The organism is Variovorax sp. 01N425 (genome assembly GCF_056399465.1).
This window is the reverse complement of record NZ_JBFTRJ010000001.1, coordinates 105,635-127,041: the sequence shown is the minus strand read 5'-3', so window position 1 is coordinate 127,041 and position 21,407 is coordinate 105,635. Positions and strand designations below refer to the sequence as shown.

Annotated in this window: 15 protein-coding genes; 6 read left to right on the top strand and 9 right to left on the bottom strand. The window is 69.4% G+C overall.

Features of this window, described 5'->3' with window-relative positions; all coding sequences use genetic code 11:
- The first annotated feature begins 13 nt into the window (after window positions 1-13).
- Window positions 14-547 carry a GNAT family N-acetyltransferase gene (locus AC1DSC_RS00600; RefSeq protein WP_062362811.1) on the top strand — a complete coding sequence of 178 codons (534 nt, stop codon included), beginning with the start codon at window positions 14-16 and terminating at the stop codon, window positions 545-547.
- Window positions 534-1,790, top strand: coding sequence for an MFS transporter (locus AC1DSC_RS00595; protein WP_062362814.1), 1,257 nt, complete (start codon window positions 534-536; stop codon window positions 1,788-1,790). Before AC1DSC_RS00600 ends, AC1DSC_RS00595 begins: the two co-directional genes overlap by 14 nt.
- Before the next feature lie 22 nt (window positions 1,791-1,812).
- On the opposite strand, the gene AC1DSC_RS00590 is transcribed toward AC1DSC_RS00595, so the two are convergent.
- Genes AC1DSC_RS00590 through AC1DSC_RS00565 form a run of 6 tightly spaced genes read right to left on the bottom strand, consistent with a single transcriptional unit; the run spans window position 1,813 to window position 8,294 of the window.
- Window positions 1,813-3,219 carry an OprD family porin gene (locus AC1DSC_RS00590; RefSeq protein ID WP_244883388.1) on the bottom strand — a complete coding sequence of 469 codons (1,407 nt, stop codon included), beginning with the start codon at window positions 3,217-3,219 and terminating at the stop codon, window positions 1,813-1,815.
- 13 nt (window positions 3,220-3,232) lie between these two features.
- Complete coding sequence (locus tag AC1DSC_RS00585; protein WP_062364426.1) at window positions 3,233-3,985, bottom strand: DUF4198 domain-containing protein; 753 nt, start codon at window positions 3,983-3,985, stop codon at window positions 3,233-3,235.
- A gap of 5 nt (window positions 3,986-3,990) precedes the next feature.
- On the bottom strand, window positions 3,991-5,163 hold the full coding sequence (locus AC1DSC_RS00580) for an acetyltransferase domain-containing protein (RefSeq protein ID WP_081247501.1): 1,173 nt from the start codon (window positions 5,161-5,163) through the stop codon (window positions 3,991-3,993).
- Window positions 5,164-5,218: 55 nt separating this feature from the next.
- Window positions 5,219-6,481 carry an AI-2E family transporter gene (locus AC1DSC_RS00575; protein ID WP_012746511.1) on the bottom strand — a complete coding sequence of 421 codons (1,263 nt, stop codon included), beginning with the start codon at window positions 6,479-6,481 and terminating at the stop codon, window positions 5,219-5,221.
- Window positions 6,478-7,224 (bottom strand): LytR/AlgR family response regulator transcription factor, encoded by a 747-nt coding sequence (locus tag AC1DSC_RS00570; protein ID WP_012746510.1) that lies wholly within the window; start codon window positions 7,222-7,224, stop codon window positions 6,478-6,480. The genes AC1DSC_RS00575 and AC1DSC_RS00570 overlap by 4 nt, the downstream gene beginning before the upstream one ends.
- A complete protein-coding gene (locus AC1DSC_RS00565) occupies window positions 7,221-8,294 on the bottom strand; it encodes a sensor histidine kinase (protein ID WP_062362823.1) in 1,074 nt (357 codons plus the stop codon). The genes AC1DSC_RS00570 and AC1DSC_RS00565 overlap by 4 nt, the downstream gene beginning before the upstream one ends.
- Before the next feature lie 49 nt (window positions 8,295-8,343).
- On the opposite strand from AC1DSC_RS00565, the gene argH reads away from it, so the two are divergent.
- Entirely contained in the window at window positions 8,344-9,741 is a 1,398-nt protein-coding gene (gene argH, locus AC1DSC_RS00560; protein WP_062362826.1) for an argininosuccinate lyase, read from the top strand.
- Between the two features lie 15 nt (window positions 9,742-9,756).
- The gene (locus AC1DSC_RS00555) at window positions 9,757-11,235 is read left to right on the top strand and encodes a rhomboid family intramembrane serine protease (RefSeq protein ID WP_062362829.1); all 1,479 of its coding nucleotides are present in this window, start codon (window positions 9,757-9,759) and stop codon (window positions 11,233-11,235) included.
- A gap of 13 nt (window positions 11,236-11,248) precedes the next feature.
- Here the strand turns inward: AC1DSC_RS00555 and AC1DSC_RS00550 are convergent, their stop codons facing one another.
- Window positions 11,249-12,550: a tetratricopeptide repeat protein gene (locus AC1DSC_RS00550; RefSeq protein WP_478131764.1), complete on the bottom strand. Its 1,302-nt coding sequence runs from the start codon at window positions 12,548-12,550 to the stop codon at window positions 11,249-11,251.
- A 17-nt stretch (window positions 12,551-12,567) separates the two neighbouring features.
- Window positions 12,568-13,104 (bottom strand): hypothetical protein, encoded by a 537-nt coding sequence (locus tag AC1DSC_RS00545; RefSeq protein ID WP_436287342.1) that lies wholly within the window; start codon window positions 13,102-13,104, stop codon window positions 12,568-12,570.
- Between the two features lie 162 nt (window positions 13,105-13,266).
- On the opposite strand from AC1DSC_RS00545, the gene AC1DSC_RS00540 reads away from it, so the two are divergent.
- Window positions 13,267-14,052, top strand: a complete 786-nt coding sequence (locus AC1DSC_RS00540) for an SGNH/GDSL hydrolase family protein (RefSeq protein ID WP_307596241.1) — start codon at window positions 13,267-13,269, stop codon at window positions 14,050-14,052.
- Between the two features lie 19 nt (window positions 14,053-14,071).
- On the opposite strand, the gene opgC is transcribed toward AC1DSC_RS00540, so the two are convergent.
- A complete protein-coding gene (gene opgC / locus AC1DSC_RS00535; protein ID WP_018903225.1) occupies window positions 14,072-15,214 on the bottom strand; it encodes an OpgC domain-containing protein in 1,143 nt (380 codons plus the stop codon).
- A 151-nt stretch (window positions 15,215-15,365) separates the two neighbouring features.
- Here opgC and AC1DSC_RS00530 point away from each other — a divergent pair, with 151 nt between their 5' ends.
- The gene (locus AC1DSC_RS00530) at window positions 15,366-21,404 is read left to right on the top strand and encodes an alpha-2-macroglobulin family protein (protein WP_478131763.1); all 6,039 of its coding nucleotides are present in this window, start codon (window positions 15,366-15,368) and stop codon (window positions 21,402-21,404) included.
- Window positions 21,405-21,407: the final 3 nt, after the last annotated feature.

Sequence of the window (21,407 nt, the reverse complement as noted above, 5' to 3'; positions counted from 1 at the left end):
CAAGATCCGGACCATGCCTTCGCCTGTTCAAGCCACCCAAGCTCTCGCCTCCACCGAAATCCTCGACGCCGGGGCGCACCACATGCCTTCGGTACAGGCCATCTACAGCCGCTACGTGCTGCACGACCTGTGCTCCTTCGAGGAAGAGGTGCCGAGCGTCGAAGAGATGCAGGCGCGCCGCGCCGGCGTGCTGGCGCGCGGCCTCCCCTACCTTGTCGCGCTGAAGGACGGCGAGGTGGCCGGCTACGCCTATGCAAGCCCCTACCGCAGCCGCTCCGCCTACCGCCACACGGTCGAAGATTCGATCTACGTGGCAGAAGGCATGCAGGGCCGTGGCATCGGCCGCGCGCTGCTCCAGGAGCTGATCCGGCGCTGCACCGACGGCGGCTTCGCGCAGATGGTGGCGGTGATCGGCAACAGCGCCAATGCGGGCTCGCAGCGCGTGCACCAGGGCCTGGGCTTCGAGACGGTGGGCGTGCTGCGCAACGTCGGCTTCAAGTTCGGGCAGTGGGTCGACACCGTGCTCATGCAACGTGCGCTGCGCTGAACCGGCCCCCGCGCGCGGATGGCTTGCGCTGCTGTGCGCGAGCCGGCTGCTGCAGGCCATGGTGGTCACCGCCTATTCCGGCGTGCTGCCCTTCATGATGGCCGACTGGCACATGACGGCCGCGCAGGCTGGCTCGATCCAGAGCGCATGGCACGTGGGCTACATGAGTTCGCTGTTCGCCGTCGGCCTGCTGGCCGACCGCTACGGCCCGCACCGCGTCTTCCTGATCGGCAGCGCGGTCAGCGCGTGCTCGGCACTGGCTTTTGCCGCCTTCGCGCACGGCCATCTTTCGGCGCTGCTGCTCTACGGCCTGGCCGGGCTGTGCGCGGGCGCCTCGTACACGCCGGGCCTGCAGCTGCTCGCGCGCAACGCCGAGCCCGCCGTGCGCGGCCGGGCGATGGGGCTCTTTCTTGGTTCGGCGTCGATGGGCTACGCCTTGTCGCTGGCGGTGGTGGCGGCCTTCAGCCACGCCCTGCACTGGCGCTTCGGCCTGCTGGCGGCGGCGGGCTGCACCTTCGCCGGCGCACTGCTCACGGTGCCGGCGCTGCGGCGCATGCGGCCGCCCGCACCGGCCGCCGGCGCAGGAACGCCGCCGCGCGAAGGCACCTGGCATGCGCTGGCCGAGACGGTGCGCGACAAGCCCGCGATGGCCGGCAACTGGGCCTATGCCTTCCACTGCTGGGAACTGATGGCGCTGTGGGCCTGGCTGCCGGCCTACCTGGTCGCCTCGGCCGGCGGCGCCGCGCCGTGGCAGGGCGCGGGCATTGCGCTGGCGGCGTTCGCGCACCTGGTGAGCGTGTTCGGCAGCATCGGGGGCGGTGCCGCGTCCGACCGCTTCGGCCGCGCACGCATCATGATGGCCGCCACGCTCATGAGCCTGTGCATGTCCTTCGCGTTCGGCTGGATGTGGACCTGGCCGCTGTGGCTGCTGGCCGTGATGGCCGCCCTCTACAACCTGCTCGCGATTGCGGACTCCTCCGTCTATTCGACCGCGCTGGCCGACGTGGTGGCGCCGCACCGGCTGGGCGTGGCGTACTCGGTGCGCTCGGTGATGGGCTTCGGCGCGGGTGCGCTGAGCCCCTGGGTGTTCGGCCTGGTGCTGGACAGGGGACAGACGCGCTTCGGCTTCGGCAGCACGTACAGCTGGGTGGCGGCATGGAGCTCGGTCGGGCTCGGCGCGCTGCTGGGGCCGTGGATGATCGTGCGCTTCGGCCGGCTGGAGCGCGCGCGGCGTGCGCGCTGAACTTCGCCGGCGTCTCGCACCATCAACTCCCGATCGGATATTCGACGGCCACGCGGATCTGGCGGGCGTCGAGTTCGGCCTGCGCCTTGTTGCTGCGGTGCTCGCCATAGCGCAGCAGCAAGGCCAGTCCCTTGGCCGATCCGGCCTGCACCGTGTAGCGCAGCCAGAGGTCGCGCTCCCAGTGCCGGCCGTCCTTGCCGTAGCCCAGCCAGGCATAGCCGCCGCGGGCGGGCACGCGGCTGCCGTCGATGCCGCTGCCGCGGATGTAGGCGGCGCCCATCGCGAGTCCCGGCGCGCCCCAGCTTGCGGCATCGACTTCGTAGCGCAGCTGCCACGATTGCTCGTGCGGCGCATTGAAGTCGGACAGCTGCGCGGCATTGCCGAGCCAGATGGCACCGCGCGTCAGGTAGTCGAAGGGCGTGTCGCCGTCCACCTTCTGCCAGCCCACGCCCAGGCGGTGGGGGCCGTGCGTGTAGGTGGCCATGAGGCTCGCGGTGGTGTTGTCGATCGGGCCGGCCAGCGCGCGGCCGGTGTCCTTGCTGTGATAGAGCTGCAGGTCGAAGGCCAGGGCGCGCTTCGCGCCGAGCGGCACCGCGTAGGAGGCACCGAGGTAGCCGGTGCGCCAGGTGTCCTTCAGCCGCCCGAGGTAGGCCGAGAGCGAAAGCGCGGGCGCCGCCTTCCACGTGGCGCCGGCAAAGTCGAAGGCATCGCCGCGCGGCGACTTCGGGTCGAGGTAGTTGACGACCAGCGGATTGGCGGTGCCGCGCGCGTTGCGGTCGGCCGAGCCGGTGAAATGGCCGGCCTGCAGCGTGAGCTTGTCGATCTCGTGGCTCGTGAGCAGCCAGCCGCGCATGGTCTCGGGCAAGAGGCGCGTGTCGGAGGAACTGAAGATCGGCGCCTTGGCGCGCTGCTCGCCCACCTTGAGGACCGTGGAGGAGATGCGCACCTTCAGCGCCGCGCCGCCGCGCGCAATGCCGTCCTGTGCGTAGCCCTGGCGGTCCACCGGCAGCATGCGGACCTTGCCGACGCGCAGGTCGTCGCCCGAGAGCTTGTGCGCAAAGTAGGCGTGCGCATCGGCGCCGAAGCCGACCACGCCGCGCGTGAAGCCCGACTCCACCGCGCCCATGAGGCCGTAGCCCCATTCCTGCGCGTAGTCGCTGCGCCTGGCCCTGGGCAGCACGGCATTGCGTCCGCCGTTGCTCCTGCCGCCGTCCAGGTAGTCGCGGCGTTCAAGGACGGTGCGGTTCAGCAGGCTCCATCGCGTGTCTTCGACGAAGCCTCCGGTGGCTTCGGCAACCGGGGCTTCGGCACCGGCCGCGGCACCGCCGAGCATCATCAGTGCGGCGCCCCAGCAGCGTCGCCCGGCCCTCGGGAAACGCCGGCACGGGGCCGGACGGGCGGCAGGGAATGCCGATTGCGTGCGGATCATGTCCTGCCCCTCCTCATTCCGGCGCATGCGCGAGCCGGAACGACAGCGTGGCCAGGTGCTCGACCTTGTCGGTGGCGGCGGGATCGTCCGCGGGCGCATCGAGCCTGGCGGCGATCACGTTGAGTCCCTGGTTGCGCACCGGCAGCGTGACCGTGCCGTCGGCGGCGGTCAGCACCGCTTCGCCATCGGGGTCGTTGACGAAGTCGGCCAGCACCGGCACGCCGGCAGCGGGCTCGCCGCGGTAGAGCACGCGCAGGCGCAGCGGTTCGCCGCGCATCGCGGGCAGCGCGGCATCGACCGGCACGATCTGCAGCGCATGGCCAGGCAGCCCTCCAAGCGGCCGGCCCAGCGGCGCGCGCAGATGCACCGCGTATTTGAAGTTGTGGCCGCTGGCCGAGGCGCCCGGCACCTCGCCCCTGGGTTTCTTGAACCACTGCCCGTTGGCTGCCTTGGTCCAGATGCCGTTGTCCAGCACGGCAGCGACGATGGCGGGCTGCTCGCGCAGGTCGACCAGCGCGAGCTTGCCGGCCGCTTCGAGCGCGGTCTGCACCGGGCGGCCCGCCGCGTCGTAGCCGGCCACCGCCTTGATGAGCGGCAGGCGCTTGGCGGCGTCGAGGTCGTCGCCGCCCTCGCCGTAGATCAGCGCCAGGTCGCCCGAGCGCTGGGCAAACCAGATGCCGTGGGCCTGGGCCGCGGCCGATGCGGCCCACAGCAGCGAAGCCGCGACGGCGCCGCGCAGCATGGGGTTGTGAAGAAGGAATGCCATGGCCATCACAGGTACTTGAGCCAGGCGATGTCGCGGCGCCGCGCCTTCAGGCCGGCGAAGGCGCGCACCGCGGGGTACAGCGCAACGGCCAGCACGGCCGCGGCGGCCCACACCATCCACATCGCATCGAAACCGAAGAGCGCCCCGTGGTTCCGGCCCCAGGCCGCTTCGGCGCCGAGATAGAGGAACTTGAGCACGTACAGGTGCAGCACGTAGAAGAACATGGGCGCGGCACCGAACACGGCCAGCGGCGCCAGCCATGCCGCACCCTGCCGGCGCTCGAACGCGCGCAGCAGCAGCAGGCCGATGCCGAGCGTCAGCGCAATGAACAGCAGCGAGGGCGGGTACTTGGTGATGTTGAGAAAGCCCATCCAGCTGGCCAGGGCGGTGTCGCCGGCCGTCCAGGGCTTGTCGCCATACACGTCGAGCAGCCGCAGCAGCACGAAGCCGGCCAGCAGCCCCGCGCCCCAGCCCAGCTGCCGCCGCTGGCGCTGCGCGGCATCGGCGCCGGCCGCGAACCATGGCCCGGCGGCGTAGCCCAGCGCGATCACGCCGATCCATGGAAGCAGCGGATAGGAGGTGCGCAGCTTCAGTGCAGCACCGGGCAGTTCGATCCAGCCCCGGTCATGCAGGATGGCCCAGGGCACGTGCAGTGCATGGCCCACGGGAAAGTGCAGGCCGTCGAGCAGGTTGTGCCCCGCGACCAGCACGATGCCCAGCACGATGAGCACCTTGCGCGGCAGCCATACCAGCGCCGCCAGCGCCAGCATCGACAGGCCGATGATCCAGATCACCTGCAGGAACACCTTGGCCGGCGGGAACTGGAAGGTCCATGCGAAGTTGATGACCGTGACCTCCAGCAGCACGAGGAACAGGCCGCGCTTCCACAGGAAGGAGGAAGCCGCCGCGCGGCCGCCGGGCTGCTTCGCGGCATAGAGAAAGGCCGACAGCCCGGTCAGGAACACGAACACCGGCGCGCACAGGTGGGCCAGCAGGCGGCTGAAGAACAGCTCGGACGGCGTCTCGGCCGCGACCATCGGGTCGGGCACCTGGTGGTGCAGGTAGAAAGTCTCGCGCACGTGGTCCAGCAGCATGAACAGGATCACGAGGCCGCGCAGGGCATCGATGGAAAGCAGCCGGGCGCGGGCCGGCATGGAAGGAGGCGGGATTTCAGGCATGGTGTTATCGGGAATGAATTCCCAATAATGTAGCGTACCGGAAATTCCGCGCCGGCTATTCCCCGAGCAGCTCCCCGATCGGCTGCAGGTCTTCGACCCGGTCGCAGATCGACTTGATCACCATGGTGATCGGAATGCCCAGCAGCAGCCCCCACACGCCCCAGAGCCAGCCCCAGAAGATCACGCCCACGAACACGGCCACCGGGTTCATGCGGCTGGTGCGGCTGGTGAGCCAGGGCATCAGCAGGTTGCCCACCAGCGTGTGGATGGCAAGCGACACGCCGCCCACCAGGATGCCCATCTCCAGGCTGTTGAACTGCAGGAAGGCCACCAGCCCGGCGGCCACCATGACGATCACCGAGCCGACGTAGGGAATGAGGTTGGTCACGGCCGCGATGATTCCCCACACGGCGGCGCTCTCGACCCCGATGGCCCAGAAGGCGAGGCCCGTGGTCACGCCCACCAGCGCGCTGATCAGGATCTGCACCAGCAGGTAGCGCTCGATGTTGCGGGTGATGTCGTCGAGCACGTGCACCGTGACCTTCTTCTTCTGCAGGCTCGGACCGGTGATCTTGATCAGCTTGCGCCGGAAGGTGTCGCCGGAGCACAGCGCGAAGTAGGTCAGGAAGGCGACCAGCGTGAGCTGCCCGATCGCCTCGAGCAGGCCGACGGTGCCGCTCAGCAGGTAGTCGCGCACGTTGAAGGACGGCCGCTCGATCACCACGCGCGCAACGCCCTTGCGGGCCGCGACGCGCGCGGAGTTTTCCTCGGCCGCCTTCTCGAGCTGCGCGGCCGCCTGCTGCACGCTTTCGAGCGGCGTGGCGTTGGCGCTCCTGCTCCGGCGCATGGCCTGCCCCAGTTTCTGGGCCGCGATGGGCAGCGATTCGGCCAGTTGCGTGGCATTGCCCGAAAGCGAATAGCCGGTCCAGCCCAGGCCGCCGAACAGGCCGACGAGGATCAGCGCGGCGGCGATCCAGCGCGGCAGCCACAGGCGGTGCAGCCGCTCGACCAGCGGCGACAGCGCGTAGGTCAGCAGCAGGCTCAGCATCAGCGGGATGAAGACGGCCTGGCCCCATCGCAGCGCGAAGACGCTGGCCAGCACGGCCAGCACCACCAGCGAGGCGCTGCGCACGTCGACCGGCATGTGCAGCAGCAGGCGTTCGGGCTCCGGCCGCAGCTCGGGCGGCACGGCTTCGGGCGGGGACTCCAGCACGGGTTCGGGCGGCACCTCGGCCGGGGGCTCCGCCGGCGATGGCGGCGGCTCCGGGGGCGGCTGCGCGGCCGGGGCATCGCCGGCCGGTTTGTGGTCATCTGTCATCGCGCTTCCTTCAGCACTTCGCGCACTGCAGCCAATTGTCGCCGCGACACCGCCACGGGTTCGGGAATCGCGTCGAGCCGCAGGGCCCAGCCTTCGGCGTCTTCCCCGTCGTCGTATTTCTCGAGCGCACGGATGGCCGAGCGCGCCACCAGCGCATTGCGGTGCACGCGCAGGAAGCGGGTGGGATAGCGCTCCTCGAATTCGTTCAGCGAGCCATCCAGGATGTGGCTGCGCGTGGCGGTGCGCACCGTGAGGTACTTGTACTCGGACTTCAGGTAGAGCACCTCCGACAGCGGGACCCGCTCGGCGCGGCCGCGGTCCTGGATGAGCACGCTTTCCTGCAGCGCGTCGGCCTGCAGCGCGCGCCGCTCCTTCAAAAAACGCTCGGCCTTCTGCAGCGCCTGCTGGAGCCGCTCGGCGCGCACCGGCTTGGTCAGGTAGTCGACCGCATCGAGGTCGAAGGCGGTCACGGCATGCGCCGCGTGGGCGGTGACGAACACCACCGCCGGCGCGTCGGCCCGCCCGCGCAGGGCGCGCGCCACCTCGATGCCGTCGATGCCGGGCATGTGGACGTCGAGCAGCACCAGGTCCAGCGCCATGCCCGCGAGATGCTGCTGCGCCTCGGCGCCCTGGGCGGCCTCGGCCACCACTTCGGCGGCGGGCGAGCGGCAGTCGCGCAGCAGCGTGCGCAGGCGCGAGCGGGCCAGGGCTTCGTCGTCAACGATCAGGGTCTTGAGGGTCATGATTCGGCGGGAATGGCAATGCGCACGCGGTAGTTCTTCTGGTCCATGCCGGCGCTGAACTGCATCTGCATGTCGTGCAAGAGCCGCAGCCGGTCGCGCACGTTGGCCAGCGCAATGCCATGGCCGCGCGGCAGGGGCTCGTCGGCCCAGCGCAAGGGCGGCAGGCTGTTGACCACCTCGATCACCACCACGCTGCCGCGGCGCTCGGTGCGGATGCGCAGCTTGGCGCCCTCGGGGCTGGGCTCCACGCCGTGCTTGATGGCGTTTTCGACCAGCGGCTGCAGCAGCAATGGCGGCAGCCGCGCGCTGCTGGCCGCGGCATCGAGGTCCCAGCGGATGCGCAGCCGGTCGCCGAAGCGCACCTGCTCGATGGCCAGGTAGCGCTCGGCCAGCGCGATCTCGTCGGCCAGCGTGCCCGATTCGCCCGGATCGGCCAGCGCCTGGCGGAACAGCTCGGCCAGGTCTTCGAGCATGGTCTCGGCCTTGGCGGGTTCTTCCCGCACCAGCGCAATGGCGCTGTTGAGCGTGTTGAACAGGAAGTGGGGGCGGATGCGCGACTGCAGCTCTTCCAGCCGGGCCGTCATGGCGGCCGGCGTCTGGCCGCGCGCGCGCAGCACCATCGCCGCCATCACCATGCCCGCGACGAAGGCGCCCGCCACGGCGCTCGCGAGCCAGGGCGCCGTGCCCAGCACGCCGGTCAGCCGCAACAGGCCGCAGCCATAGAGCGAGGAAACGGCACCCAGCGCGGCGCCGGCCGCGTACTGCGCCTGGCGCGGCAGGCGCCCGAGCGGCTTCTTGAGCCCGCAGGCCGCCACCAGCCACAGCAGCGTGGCGGGCAGCGCGCCGCCCGTGACGGTGGCGGTCTGCACCAGCCATTCCCCGGGGGAGGAGGACACGAACAGCGTGGCGGTCGCCACCAGCGCCTCCACGAACAGCACCGCGCGCAGCACCACCCCGATCTGGCAGGCGTCGAACAGCCCCGGGCTGCCGCGCGCGGCCAAACGCCCTCTTTCCGGCGGGGCCGGGGGCGTGGGGGTGGAGGTGGCCGATAAAATCGCCGGATTGCGCATCACTGATACATCGGGTAACCAACCCATTATTGCCTCTACCACGGCTCCCATGACTCAAAACCAACTCGACAAGAAATCCGAAGCCTGGTCGGCCCTGTTCTCCGAACCCATGAGCGACCTCGTGAAGCGCTACACCGCGAGCGTCTTCTTCGACAAGCGCCTGTGGCAGGCCGACATCGAGGGTTCCCTGGCACATGCCGGCATGCTGGCCGCGCAGGGCATCATCGGCAAGCAGGACCACGCCGAGATCGAGCGTGGGATGGCGCAGATCCGCGCTGAAATCGAATCGGGCGCCTTCGAGTGGAAACTCGACCTGGAAGACGTGCACCTGAACATCGAGGCCCGGCTGACCCAGTTGGTGGGCGACGCCGGCAAGCGCCTGCACACCGGCCGCAGCCGCAACGACCAGGTCGCCACCGACGTGCGCCTGTGGCTGCGCGGCGAGATCGACCTGATTGCCGAGCTGCTGGTGGCGCTGCAGGTGTCGCTGGTGGACATCGCCGAGAAGAACGTCGAGGTCATCCTGCCCGGCTTCACGCACCTGCAGGTGGCGCAGCCGGTGAGCTTTGGCCACCACATGCTGGCCTACGTGGAAATGTTCAGCCGCGACGCCGAGCGCCTGCAGGACGTGCGCAAGCGCGTCAACCGCCTGCCGCTGGGCGCCGCGGCGCTGGCCGGCACCAGCTACCCGCTCGACCGCGAGCTGGTCGCCAGAACGCTGAAGATGGACGGCGTCTGCCAGAACAGCCTGGACGCCGTGAGCGACCGCGACTTTGCGATCGAGTTCACCGCCGCGGCCAGCCTGTGCATGGTGCACGTGAGCCGCATGAGCGAGGAACTGATCCTGTGGATGAGCCAGAACTTCGGCTTCATCCAGATTGCCGACCGCTTCACCACCGGCTCTTCGATCATGCCGCAGAAGAAGAACCCCGACGTGCCCGAACTCGCGCGCGGCAAGACCGGCCGCGTGGTCGGCCACCTGATGGCGCTCATCACCTTGATGAAGGGCCAGCCGCTGGCCTACAACAAGGACAACCAGGAAGACAAGGAGCCGCTGTTCGACACCGTCGACACGCTCAAGGACACGCTGCGGATCTTTGCCGAGATGATCGGCGGCATCACCGTGAAGCCCGAGGCCATGGAAGCCGCCGCGCTGCGCGGCTACGCCACCGCCACCGACCTGGCCGACTACCTCGTGAAGAAGGGCCTGCCCTTCCGCGACGCGCACGAAACCGTGGCCCACGCCGTGAAGGCCGCCACTTCGCACAAGGTCGACCTCGCGGAGCTGCCGCTGGCCGTGCTGCAGCAGTTCAACCCGAACATCGAGAAAGACGTGTACGACGTGCTGAGCCTGCGCGGCTCGCTCAATGCGCGCAACATCCTCGGCGGCACCGCGCCGGCGCAGGTCAGGGCGCAGATCGCGCGCCACCGGGCCCGGCTGGCCTGACGCCCAAGGCCCCGCTTGTTCTACGCCATCCCGCTCGAGAACAAACCGAGCTGGCGCAATCCACCGTGGATGACGGTGCTGCTGATCCTCGTGAACATGATCGTGTTCTGGGGGCCGCAGCGCAGCGAGGAAAAGGCCGAGGAGCGCGCGGCCCGCTACTACGTGAACAGCGTGCTGCCCGAGCTGGAGCTGCCGCCCTTCGTGGAGTGGCTCGAGAAGACGGACCCCAGGCGCGGCAAGCAGGCGCGGCGCATGCTGCCGCACGAGGAAACCCATCCGCAGCTGCTGGACAGCCTGCAGAACGACAGCAAATTCCTGCAGAAGCTGCAGGCCGGCGAGGTCATCACGCCCGCGAACCCGCGCCATGCCGAATGGAAGCGCGACCGCCAGCAGTACGAGGCGATGCGGCCGGCGTCCTTCACCCAGCGCTGGTCGCTCGACCATGACAAGGGCGCCGAGCCCAAGCCCTGGACCTGGATCACCGCGGCCTTCCTGCACGCCGACACCGGCCACCTTCTGGGCAACATGCTGTTCCTCTTCCTGTTCGGCTTCTCGGTCGAACTGGCGCTGGGGCGCGGCACCTACCTGGCCTTCTACCTGCTCGGCGCCGTCGGCTCTTCGCTGTTGTCTGGCTGGGCCTATGCCGGCAACGGCGGCCACGGCCTTGGCGCCTCGGGTGCGATCTCGGCGCTGATGGGCATGTACGCCGTGATGTACCGGCTGCGGCGCATCCGGTTCTTCTACCAGCTCTTCTTCTATTTCAACTACGTCACGGCGCCTGCCCTCCTGCTGCTGCCGGCCTGGATCGCCAACGAGCTGATGCAGCAATGGTGGGGTGACCAGAGCGTCGGCTACATGGCACACCTGGGCGGCCTCCTGACGGGCGCCGCGCTGATGGCCGGTGCCATGTGGCTGGGCCGCGTGAAGGCGCCCGAGACCGTGAAATCGGAAATGGCGACCGACGACGACCGCTTCGAACAGCACGTGGCCGCCGCGCGCAAGCTGTCGGCGGCAATGAAGTTCGAGCCCGCCTGCGCCGAGTGGCGCGCCGCCGCCGCCTTGCGCCCCGGCGACACCGACACGCTGCGCGCCTGGTTCAACACCGCGCGGCTGCAGCCCGCGGGCGAAGATTTCCACCAGGCCGCGCGCCGCATCTTCCGCCTCCCCGCCACCGACCCCGACACCCTGGCCCTGCAGCACGCCAGCTACACCACCTACCTCGACCAAGCGAAGCCCGGCGCGCGCCTGAAGGCCGACGACATGGCCCGCCTGGCGCGCCGCTTCACGCGCGTGCGCCAGTTCCAGGACGCCGACAAGCTGTGCCGCGTGCTGCTGAAGACCGCGCCCGACCATCCGGAGCTGGCCGACACGCTGTCGGTCTGCGCCAACGGCCTGCTGCATGCCGGCGAGCGCGACATGGCCGTCGGCTGGCTGCCGCACCTGCTGCGGATCGCGCCCAACGACATGGTGACGCGCGCCCTCGAGCGCGCCTGACCGCGGCTGGAGATCAGGCCGCGGGCCGCAGCAGCCAGCGCACTTCCTGCGTCTGCTCGCTGTCCGGAAAACGAGATTCGAGCGTCGCCAGGATCGGCTGCGCCATGTCGGCGCGGCCGAGCCCCTGCACCAGCACCCGGGCTGCCAGTTCGTAGGCCTGCGGAATGGCTGCATGGCCGCGAAAGCGCCGGTCGAAACCCGACAGCAGCGCCAGCGCCGCATGCGCATCGCCATTGCGCCATTCGGCCTTGGCCAGCGTCATGACGGTGGGGGCGTCGTCGAGCGCGAAGGCCTTGTCCTTTTCGCGGCAGGCCTTGAAGACCTTGAGCGCCTCGGATGCCAGGTCGCGCCGCAGCAGCAGCGGAATGAAGCGGCGCGCCTGGTCGAGCAGCGTGGACGCCTTCTCGGGCGCGAGCAGCAGCACGCGGTGGTAGCGGCGCTGCGCCGCCAGGTCGTCGGCCGCCGCCACGCGCTGCGCCTCGTAGGCGACGCCAAGCGCACCGGCCACGTCGCCGTCGGTGATGAGCTGCGCCACTTCGGCATCGGTGCGCTGCGCGGCGATCTGCTCGGGCGTGCGGCGGTCCACCGGCGCGCCGCCGTCCACGCCGCCGCCGGGCAGGAGGTCGATGCCGAAGGCGTCGTGGTGCTGGTACATCACGTAGCCCAGCAGGCTCGCCATCACCCAGCCGAAGTAGATGAACGCGAAATTGGCGATCGGCAGCATGATGAGGCCGTCGATCATCGGCAGCAGCATGCCGATGGCAATCTGCGCACCCGCGCTCAGCAGGAACAGGAAGAAGCACAGCAGCGCATAGGGCCAGCCGATGATGCGCATCGCATCCATCACGTAGCCGGGGTTCATGGCCTGGAAGAAGCTGCCCGACTGCACCAGCACGATCACCGCGGCCGGAAAGGTGAACGACACCACGAACACCGCGACCGTGCCCAGCACCGGTTCGTACCAGGCGAGCCAGCCGATCAGCGCGCCCTGCACCACCGAAATGGCAAACAGCTTCCAGGGCAGGTTGACCCAGTCTTCGTTCAGCTCGCGCGGAAAATCGGCCGAGCGCCAGATGCCGCGCGATCCGAGCGCCGTGACCTTGAAGCCGTAGCGGCTGGCCGCCAGCACGATGCCCAGTTCGATCACGATCAGCGACAGGCCGGGATGCAGGAAAGGAATGGCCTCGAACAGCAGGCTGCAGAACGCGAGCACCAGGCCGTACATGAACGGCCGCAGCTGGAACGGAAACGCGAAGAAGCTGTTGAGGCGGTGCCAGAAAGGCGGCGGGGGCGGGAGCGATTCCTTGATGCGCATGATGGCCTTGCCCGCGGCTACTTGAAGAAGTCGCTCTGGCTCATGGCGCCGCGCCCGCCCAGGCGCACCACCGTGACGCCGTCGCCGTGCACGAGCCGCATCTGGCCCAGTTCGCGCTCCAGCCGCTGCGTGAAGCTGCTCTTGAACTGCATGGCCGCCTCGCCCATCTTCAGCACGCTGGTGCCTTCGACGGTGGCGCTCTTGCGGTCGCTTGCCACGTCGATGCTGTCGATGTGGTACTCGTACTCGATGGTGAGCATGCCGCCCATGCGCTCGCCCACCGACTCGAACATCTTGAAGGACTTGCGGATGCCGTCGCAGGCCTGCTCGCGGTCGCTGGTGGTCTCCTGCGTGCGGCCCATCATGATCTTCTTGTTCTGGATCACGGCCTTCTTGCTGAGCTGCTTGCACAGCTGCTCGGCATCGCGCGAGTAGATGGCGTGCGCCTCTTTCTCGTAGTACTTGCGCACCATGGCCTCGTCGAGCTTGCGCCCGCCGATGAAAAAGTACCACGCGCCCACGCAGAGCGCGACGACGATCGCTATTTGCTTCATTTCCCCGCCCGCACGCCCGTGCGCCCCGCTCCGATTTTGCGGGGCAGTATACGTTGCGGGATGTTTCTTGAGGGGCTTCGGGCGGGGACCGGATGGCTGCGCTCCATGCCCCACAATCCGCAGATACGATCTGATCAGCGTTCCGCCTTTCCGATGCCTTCGATGAAAACCGCGCTGGCCGCCGCGCTGCTGCTGACAACCGCACTCGCCTCGCAGGCCCAGAACCACAATGCCGTGCTGCCCTACGAGTCGCTGGACGGCACGGCGGCCGATGCGGCCGCCTCCTCCTCCGAATACCTGGCGGCCAAGGCGCGCTGGCACAACGAACTGGCCGCCTTCTTCCGGGCCGACCAGCAGCAGTTCCCGGCGCCCGGCGGCGTGGTGTTCGTGGGCAGCTCCACCGTGCGCATGTGGAAAAGCCTCGCGCAGGATTTCCGCCAGGTGCCCGGCATCGTCAACCGCGGCTTCGGCGGCTCGACCCTGGCCGACTGCAGCCTGTTCGCGCGCGACCTGGTGGTGCGCTACCGGCCGCGGCAGGTGCTGGTGTACGCCGGCGACAACGACCTGGCCGAGGGCCGCACGCCGCTGCAGGTGCTCGAGAGCTTTGCGCGCTTTGCCAACGCGGTGCGCGCGGAGCTTCCGAACACGCGCATCAGCTTCATCTCGATCAAGCCGAGCCCCTCGCGCGAGCACCTGATGCCGCAGATCCGCGAAACCAACAACGTGATCTCGGCCTACCTCAACCGGCTGCCGGACAGCGAATACATCGACGTCTTCACGCCGATGCTCGGCGCCGACGGCCGGCCGCGGCCCGAGCTGTTCAGGAGCGACCGGCTGCACATGACCGACGAGGGCTACCGGCTTTGGCAGTCGGTTATCGCCAGCCACTTGCCAGGGGCCGCGCCGGCACCCGTGCCGGTCGCGGCGCCCGCAGCGGCGCTGCCCTGAGCGGCGCTCCCGGCCAGGCTCAGGCCCGCGCAGTCTCCGTCGGCACGTCTTCCGCCGGCGGCGGCAAGTCGGCGCCGCGCGTGAAGCGCGCCACCGCGTACATGCCCGCGAACACCGCCAGCAGCAGCAGGCCGTCGCCCCACCAGGGCCGGGCGGTCTGGCTGTCGCCGTAGAAGGCCAGCACCAGCAGCACCGCCACCAGGTGCGCGCAGAACACCGGCAGCGAGGCCGCGCCCATGGCCTCGAGCCAGTGCAGGCGCGGAATCCTGCGCATGAGCCCGGGCCCGAAGCGCACCGCCAGGATGCCCAGCGCCACCAGGTTCACGAGGCGCAGCGGCCCGAGCTGCCACTTGTCGAACAGCAGGTTCATCTCCACGTCGCCGCCGAACGGCGCCTGGCCGTTGATGCCGTGGTGGCGCCACCAGAAGCCGTAGAGCGCAATGGCCAGCGCGGGCACCCACAGCCAGGCCGGAAAGCGCAGCGGCCGCGCGCCGGGCAGGTTGCGGCTGGCGCCGAGGCACAGGCCGGCAAACCACAGGAACTGCCAGGCGTAGCTGTTGAAGGCGCCCATCTCGTGGAATGGCACCGGCAGGCCGAGGTAGTTCACCGCCAGCCCGTAGATCCATTCGCTCAAGTCGAACTGCGCGAGCGCCCACAGGGTGACGCTGGCGGCCATCACCAGCGTCCAGCCGTGGCGCATGGCAAAGGCCAGCACCCAGGGGCTCATCAGCATGAAGAAGATGTACATCGGCAGGATGTCGAGCAGCGCGGGCTCGTAGATCAGCAGCAGCCCGAAGAGAAAGCCGTCGCGCGGCTCGGCCAGGTAGTAGGACACCAGGTTCTTCACCGCGGGCTGGTCGATGTGCAGCCCGAGCGCGGCAATCACGGTGAACAGGAACAGCAGGATCGCCGCCTGGCACAGGTAGACCTTGAGCACGCGCCGCCAGAAGGCCTGGCGCATCGGGTCGACGCCGCGCACGTAGCCGATGCGGCTGTAGACCAGCCCGGCCACGAAGGCCGACAGCAGCACGAAGCCTTCGGCGGCCGAGACGAAGCCGAAGGGCTGGCCCAGCGGGTCGGTCAGGCGGGTGGGCAGGTGGGTGACGGTCATCAGCACGAGCATCAGCCCGCGCAAGGCGTCTATTTCCCAGTAGCGTTTCATCGGTCGGCGGCGAGGTCTTGGTGGCGGTCCGCGCGGCGCACGCACGACAGTGCCGATTGTATGAAGAGCGGCCAAGGCATATGACGACTGGCACTGCCGGAGCGCCATTCAAATCGGCTACGCTGCGCGCTGCTTCCAGGTGGAGAAAAAATTGAAAAGAACCATTCCAGCATTGCTTCTGGCCGGCAGCGCCTTGCTCGCCGTCCCGGCCCTCGCCCTCCAGATCACCAGCCTGACGCCGCAGGGCGAAGTGGCGCGCGTGCGCCAGGTAGTCGCCAAGTTCGACCAGCCGGCCGTCAATTTCGGCGACCCGAAGGCGCCCGCGCCGCTTGCCGTGAGCTGCACCGACGCGCAGGCCGGCAAGGGCACCGGCCGCTGGACCGATGCAAAAGCCTGGGTCTACGATTTCGAGAACGACCTGCCACCCGGCGTGCGCTGCACCGTCACGCGGATTGCCGGCTTCAAGCCCGCCTCGGGCGGGGAGCTGACCGGGTCGGAACGCTATCAATTCAATAGCGGCGGACCGTTCGTGCGCAACCACATGCCGGGCAGCTATGGGCGGATCGACGAGCAGCAGATGTTCGTGCTCGAGCTCAACGGCGCCGCCACCGTGGAGAGCGTGCGCCAGAACATCTGGTGCGCGGCCGACGGCATCGGCGAGCGCATTCCCGTGCGGCTGCTCGAAGGCGAGCAGCGTGCCGGGCTCCTCAAGGCCTTCGGCCGCGAGGCGGAAGCCGCCAAGGACCCGCTGCGCTTCATCGCGCTGCAATGCAACCGCACGCTCACGCCCGGCAGCAAGGTGCAGATCGTCTACGGCAAGGGCGTGGCCACGCCCTCGGGCGTGGCCAACAACGTGGAGCGCCGCCTGAGCTTCCAGGTGCGCGAGCCGTTCGCCGTGTCTTTCAGCTGCGAGCGCGAGAACGCCCAGGCCGCCTGCCTGCCGCTGCGGCCGATGCAGCTGCAGTTCAATGCGCCGGTCACGCGCAAGATGGCCTCGCAGATCCAGCTCAAGGGCGGCGGCAAGTCGATTGCCGCCACGCTCGAGAACGACGGCGGCACGCCGAGTGAAGACGACGTGGTCAGCGCCGCGAGCTTCAGCCCGCCGTTCGCCGAGGACGCCAAGTTCAGCATCGAGCTGCCCGCCAAGTTCGAAGACGCCTCGGGCCGGCCGCTGGCCTCGCCCGGCAGCTTTCCGCTGAAGGTGGCCACCGGCGCGATGCCGCCGCTGGCCAAGTTCGCGGCCTCGCCCTTCGGCGTGGTCGAGCGGCTGGCCGAGCCCGGCACGCCGGCCATGATGCCGGTGACCGTGCGGCGCGTGGAACCCGCGCTGATGGTGCAGGCGCTGACGCCCGGCAAGGTCAGCGACATGAACCCGAAGACCGACGCCGAGATCATCGCGTGGTTCCGCAAGGTGCGCCGCTACGACGAATACACCGTGAGCCGCGAACAGGCGCGCAAGGACGTCAAGGGCGCGCTGCCCGCCGTCATCGAGACCAGCGAGCGCACCCATGTGCAAAGCCGCATGCTGTCGCTCCTGGCGGGCCAGCCGGGCGTGAAGGCGCTCGACATGCCCAAGGCCGAGAGCGGCGATCCGCGGCCCTTCGAGGTCATCGGCATTCCGCTGACGCCGGGCTTCCACGTGCTCGAGATCGCTTCGCAAAAGCTCGGCGATGCGCTGCTCGACGAGCGCTACGGCGCCAACCGCACGATGTACGTGCGCACCACCGCGCTGGCCACCAACCTGGCGGTGCACTTCAAGCTCGGCCGCGAGAACTCGATGGCCTGGGTCACCACGCTCGACAAGGGCAAGGTGGTGCCGAACGCCGAGGTGCGCGTGTCCGACTGCCGCGGCGTTGCCGTCGCATCGGGCACCACCGACGCCAACGGCATCGTCAACCTCACGGGCATCGCACCCGATGCGCCCAACTGCAACGGCCCGGACGAATACAACGCGGGCGCCTGGTTCGTCAGCGCCCGCGCCAAGGACGACAAGGGCGTGGAAGACCTCGCCTTCACCTGGAGCGACTGGCAGCGCGGCATCGAGCCCTGGCGCTTCAACGTGCCCACCAGCCTGCAGGCCGAGCCCGACCGCGTGGCCCACACCATCTTCGACCGCACCCTGCTGCGCGCCGGCGAGACGGTGTCGATGAAGCACCTGATCCGCACCCAGACCAGCAAGGGCTTCGGCCTGCCCGAGAACCGGCCCGACACGCTGGTCATCACCCACACCGGCAGCGGCCAGCGCTTCACGCAGCCGCTGGCCTGGCGCAAGACGCCGACCGGCGGCCTGAGCGCGGAGAACAGCTTTGCCATTCCGCCGGCCGCCAAGCTCGGCCTGTACGAAGTGATGCTGCGCAGCGGCAAGGGCAAGGACGCGAACAGCGGCAATTCCGAGGAAGAAGTCGAAGTCGACGACGAAGGCGGCTACAACCGTAGCTTCGCCACCGGCCAGTTCCGCGTCGAGGAATTCCGCCTGCCCGTGCTCGAAGGCCGCATCGCGCCCACCGACAAGAAGCCGCTGGTGAGCGTGGCCTCGGTGCCGGCCGAGGTGCAGATCAACTACGTGGCCGGCGGCGGCGCCGCCAACCTGCCGGTGCGCGTGTCGGCCATGGTGCGCGGCAAGAGCCTCGGCTTTGCCGACCACGAGGCCTTCAGCTTCAGCCCGCCGCGCGTGCAGGCCGACAGCTCGCAGGCACCCGCCGCGGCGGCGGCCGACACCGCGGGCGCCGAGGAAGACATCAACAGCGCCAGCGACACCCGCGTGATCGCCGACAAGCTGCCGCTCACGCTCAACAAGGACGGCGCCGGCAAGCTCACGATCGACAAGGTGCCCAAGGTCAAGGCCGCGCGCGAGCTGCTGCTCGAAGCCACCTATGCCGACCCGAACGGCGAGGTGCAGACCATCCGCAGCACGCAGACGCTGTGGCCCGCCTCGGTGATCGCCGGCATCAAGACCGAAGGCTGGGTCTCGACCAGCCAGAAGCTCAAGTACCAGGCGCTCGCGCTCGACCTCTCGGGCAAGCCGCAGGCCGGCGTCACGCTCAACGTGCGCGCCGTGGCGCGCATCACCACCACCAGCCGCAAGCGCATGGTGGGCGGCTTCTACACCTACGACAACAAGACCGAGACGAAAGACATCGGCACCGTCTGCAGCGGCAAGAGCGACGCGCGCGGACTGCTGCTGTGCGAATCCGAGCTCAAGGAAGCCGGCGAGGTCGAGCTGGTGGCCAGCGCCACCGACAGCGAAGGCCGCGACAGCCGCGCCGCCAGCTCGGTGTACGTGACCAAGCAGGGCGAACTCTGGTTCGGCGGCGAGGACAACGACCGCATCGACGTGCTGCCCGAGAAGAAGAGCTACCAGCCCGGCGAGATTGCCAAGTTCCAGGTGAGGAGCCCCTTCCGCTTTGCCACTGCGCTGGTGTCGGTGGAACGCGAGGGCATCATCGAGACCCACGTGGTGCAGCTCGACGGCAAGGACCCGACCGTGAGCCTGCAGGTCAGGCCCGAGTGGGGGCCGAACGCCTACGTGAGCGTGCTCGCGCTGCGCGGCCGGCTGCGCGAGGTGCCGTGGTACAGCTTCTTCACCTGGGGCTTCAAGGCACCGCGCGAGTGGTGGACCGCCTTCTGGTACGAAGGCAAGGAATACGTCGCGCCCACCGCAATGGTCGACCTCAGCAAGCCCGCCTACCGCCTCGGCATGGCCGAGATCCGCGTCGGCACGCGCGCGCACCAGATCGACGTGACCGTCACCAGCGACAAGCCCAGCTACCCGGTGCGCAGCAAGGCGCAGATCACCATCTCCGCCAAGCTGCCCGACGGCAAGCCCGCGGCGGGCGCCGAAGTGGCGCTGGCCGCGGTCGACCAGGCGCTGCTGGAGCTGATGCCCAACGACAGCTGGAACCTGCTCAACGCGATGCTGCAGCGGCGCAGCTGGGGCGTTGCCACCTCCACCGCGCAGATGGAAATCGTCGGCCGGCGCCACTACGGGCGCAAGGCCGTGCCCGCGGGCGGCGGCGGCGGCAAGGGCCAGACGCGCGAGCTGCTCGACACCCTCCTGCTGTGGAACCCGAAGGTGGTGCTCGATGCCAACGGCCAGGCCGTGGTGACGGTGCCGCTCAACGATGCATTGACCACGTTCAAGATCGTGGCCGTGGCCGACTCGGGCACCAGCCTGTTCGGCACCGGCCAGGCCAGCATCCAGGCCACGCAGGACCTGCAGATCATCAGCGGCCTGCCGCCGCTGGTGCGCGAGGACGACCAGTTCCGCGCCCAGATCACGCTGCGCAACACCACGCAAAAGCCGATGAAGGTGGAGGCTGCGCCGCGCGCCACGCTGCTCACGCTCCCGCCGCAGACGGTGGACATCCCGGCCGGCGAAGCGCGCGAAGTCGCATGGACCGTGACCGCGCCCGCGCAGCTCGCGCAGACGCGCGCCGAAGCCATCCTGTGGGAGATCGAGGCCAAGGACACCCTCGGCGGCGCGCGCGATGCGCTCAAGGTGCGCCAGCGCATCATCCCGTCGGTGCCGCTCACGGTGCAGCAGGCCACGCTGGTGCAGCTCGACGGCCCCTTCACCATCGACGTGGCGCCGCCCGCCGACGCCCTGCCCGGCCGCGGCGGCCTGAAGCTGTCGCTGCAACCCAAGCTGGCCGAGGGCCTGCCGGGCGTGCGCGACTGGTTCGCCAACTACCCGTTCATCTGCCTCGAGCAGAAGACCAGCAAGTCGGTCGGCCTGCGCGACGCGAAGATGTGGCAGGGCGTGATGGCCCAGTTGCCGACCTACCTCGACAGCGACGGCCTGGCCAGCTACTTTCCGCCGCGCGACGGCGAATCGAACCGCGGCAGCGACATCCTCACTTCCTACCTCTTGGCGGCCACGCACGAGGCGGCGGCGCTGAACCCCGCCTTCGCGCTGCCCGACGCGGCGCGCGCGCCGATGGAGTCGGGCCTCATCGCCTTTGTCGAAGGCCGCATCCAGCGCGAGTTCTGGAGCCCGCGCAAGGACCTGGACGTGCGCAAGCTCGCCGCGCTCGAGGCCCTGTCGCGCTACGGCACGGCCAAGGGCAGCATGCTCGGCAGCATCACCATCGCGCCGAACCAATGGCCCACCAGCGCGGTGATCGACTGGCTCAACATCCTCAAGCGCGTGCAGGACGTGCCGCAGCGGCAGCAGCGGCTGGAGGAGGCCAACAACGTGCTCAAGGCGCGCCTGTCCTACCAGGGCACCAAGCTCATCTTCAGCACCGAGCAGGACGACTACTGGTGGTGGCTCATGACCAACGGCGACGTCAACACCGCGCGCCTCCTGCTCAGCGTGATGGACGACCCGGCCTGGAAGGACGACATCGGCAAACTGGCCAACGGCTTCATCGGCCGCCAGCAGAACGGCGCCTGGCACACCACCACCGCCAACCTGTGGGGCGGGCTCGCGCTCGAGAAGTTCTCCAAGGTGTTCGAGAGCACGCCGGTGGCCGGCGTCACGGCCGCCACGCTCGGCGCCGTGAAGGCGCAGGTCGACTGGCGCAGCGTCGAGCGCGTGAAGACCACCGACGCGGCCGGCGCGCCCAACCAGAGCACCTTCTTCGGCGCGCCCGCGTCGCCCGGCAACCTGAAGAACAACAGCATGTTCCTGCCCTGGGCCGCATCGCCCGCGGGCACGCCGGTGCGCGACACGCTGCTGGTCACGCAGCAGGGCAGCGGCAAGCCCTGGCTCACGATGCAGTCGATTGCCGCGGTGCAATTGAAGGCGCCGTTCGCCGCGGGCTATGCGATCAAGAAGACCATCACGCCGGTCGAGCAGGCCACCGCGGGCAAGTACACACGGGGCGACGTGCTGCGCGTGACCGTCGAGGTGAACGCCAGCACCGACATGACCTGGGTCGTGGTGAGCGACCCGATCCCGGGCGGCGCCACCATCCTGGGCACGGGCCTTGGCCGCGACTCGCAGATCGCCACGCAGGGCGAGCGCAAGTCGGGCGCCGGCTGGCTGGCCTTCGAGGAGCGCAGCTTCGAGGCCTTCCGCAGCTACTACGAGTACCTGCCCAAGGGCGTGGTGAAGATCGAATACACCGTGCGCCTCAACAATGTGGGCGACTTCGCGCTGCCGCCGAGCCGCGTCGAGGCGATGTACGCGCCCGAGATGTTCGGCGAGACGCCGAATGCGCGCGTGAAGGTGGAGGCGGCGAAGTAAGAA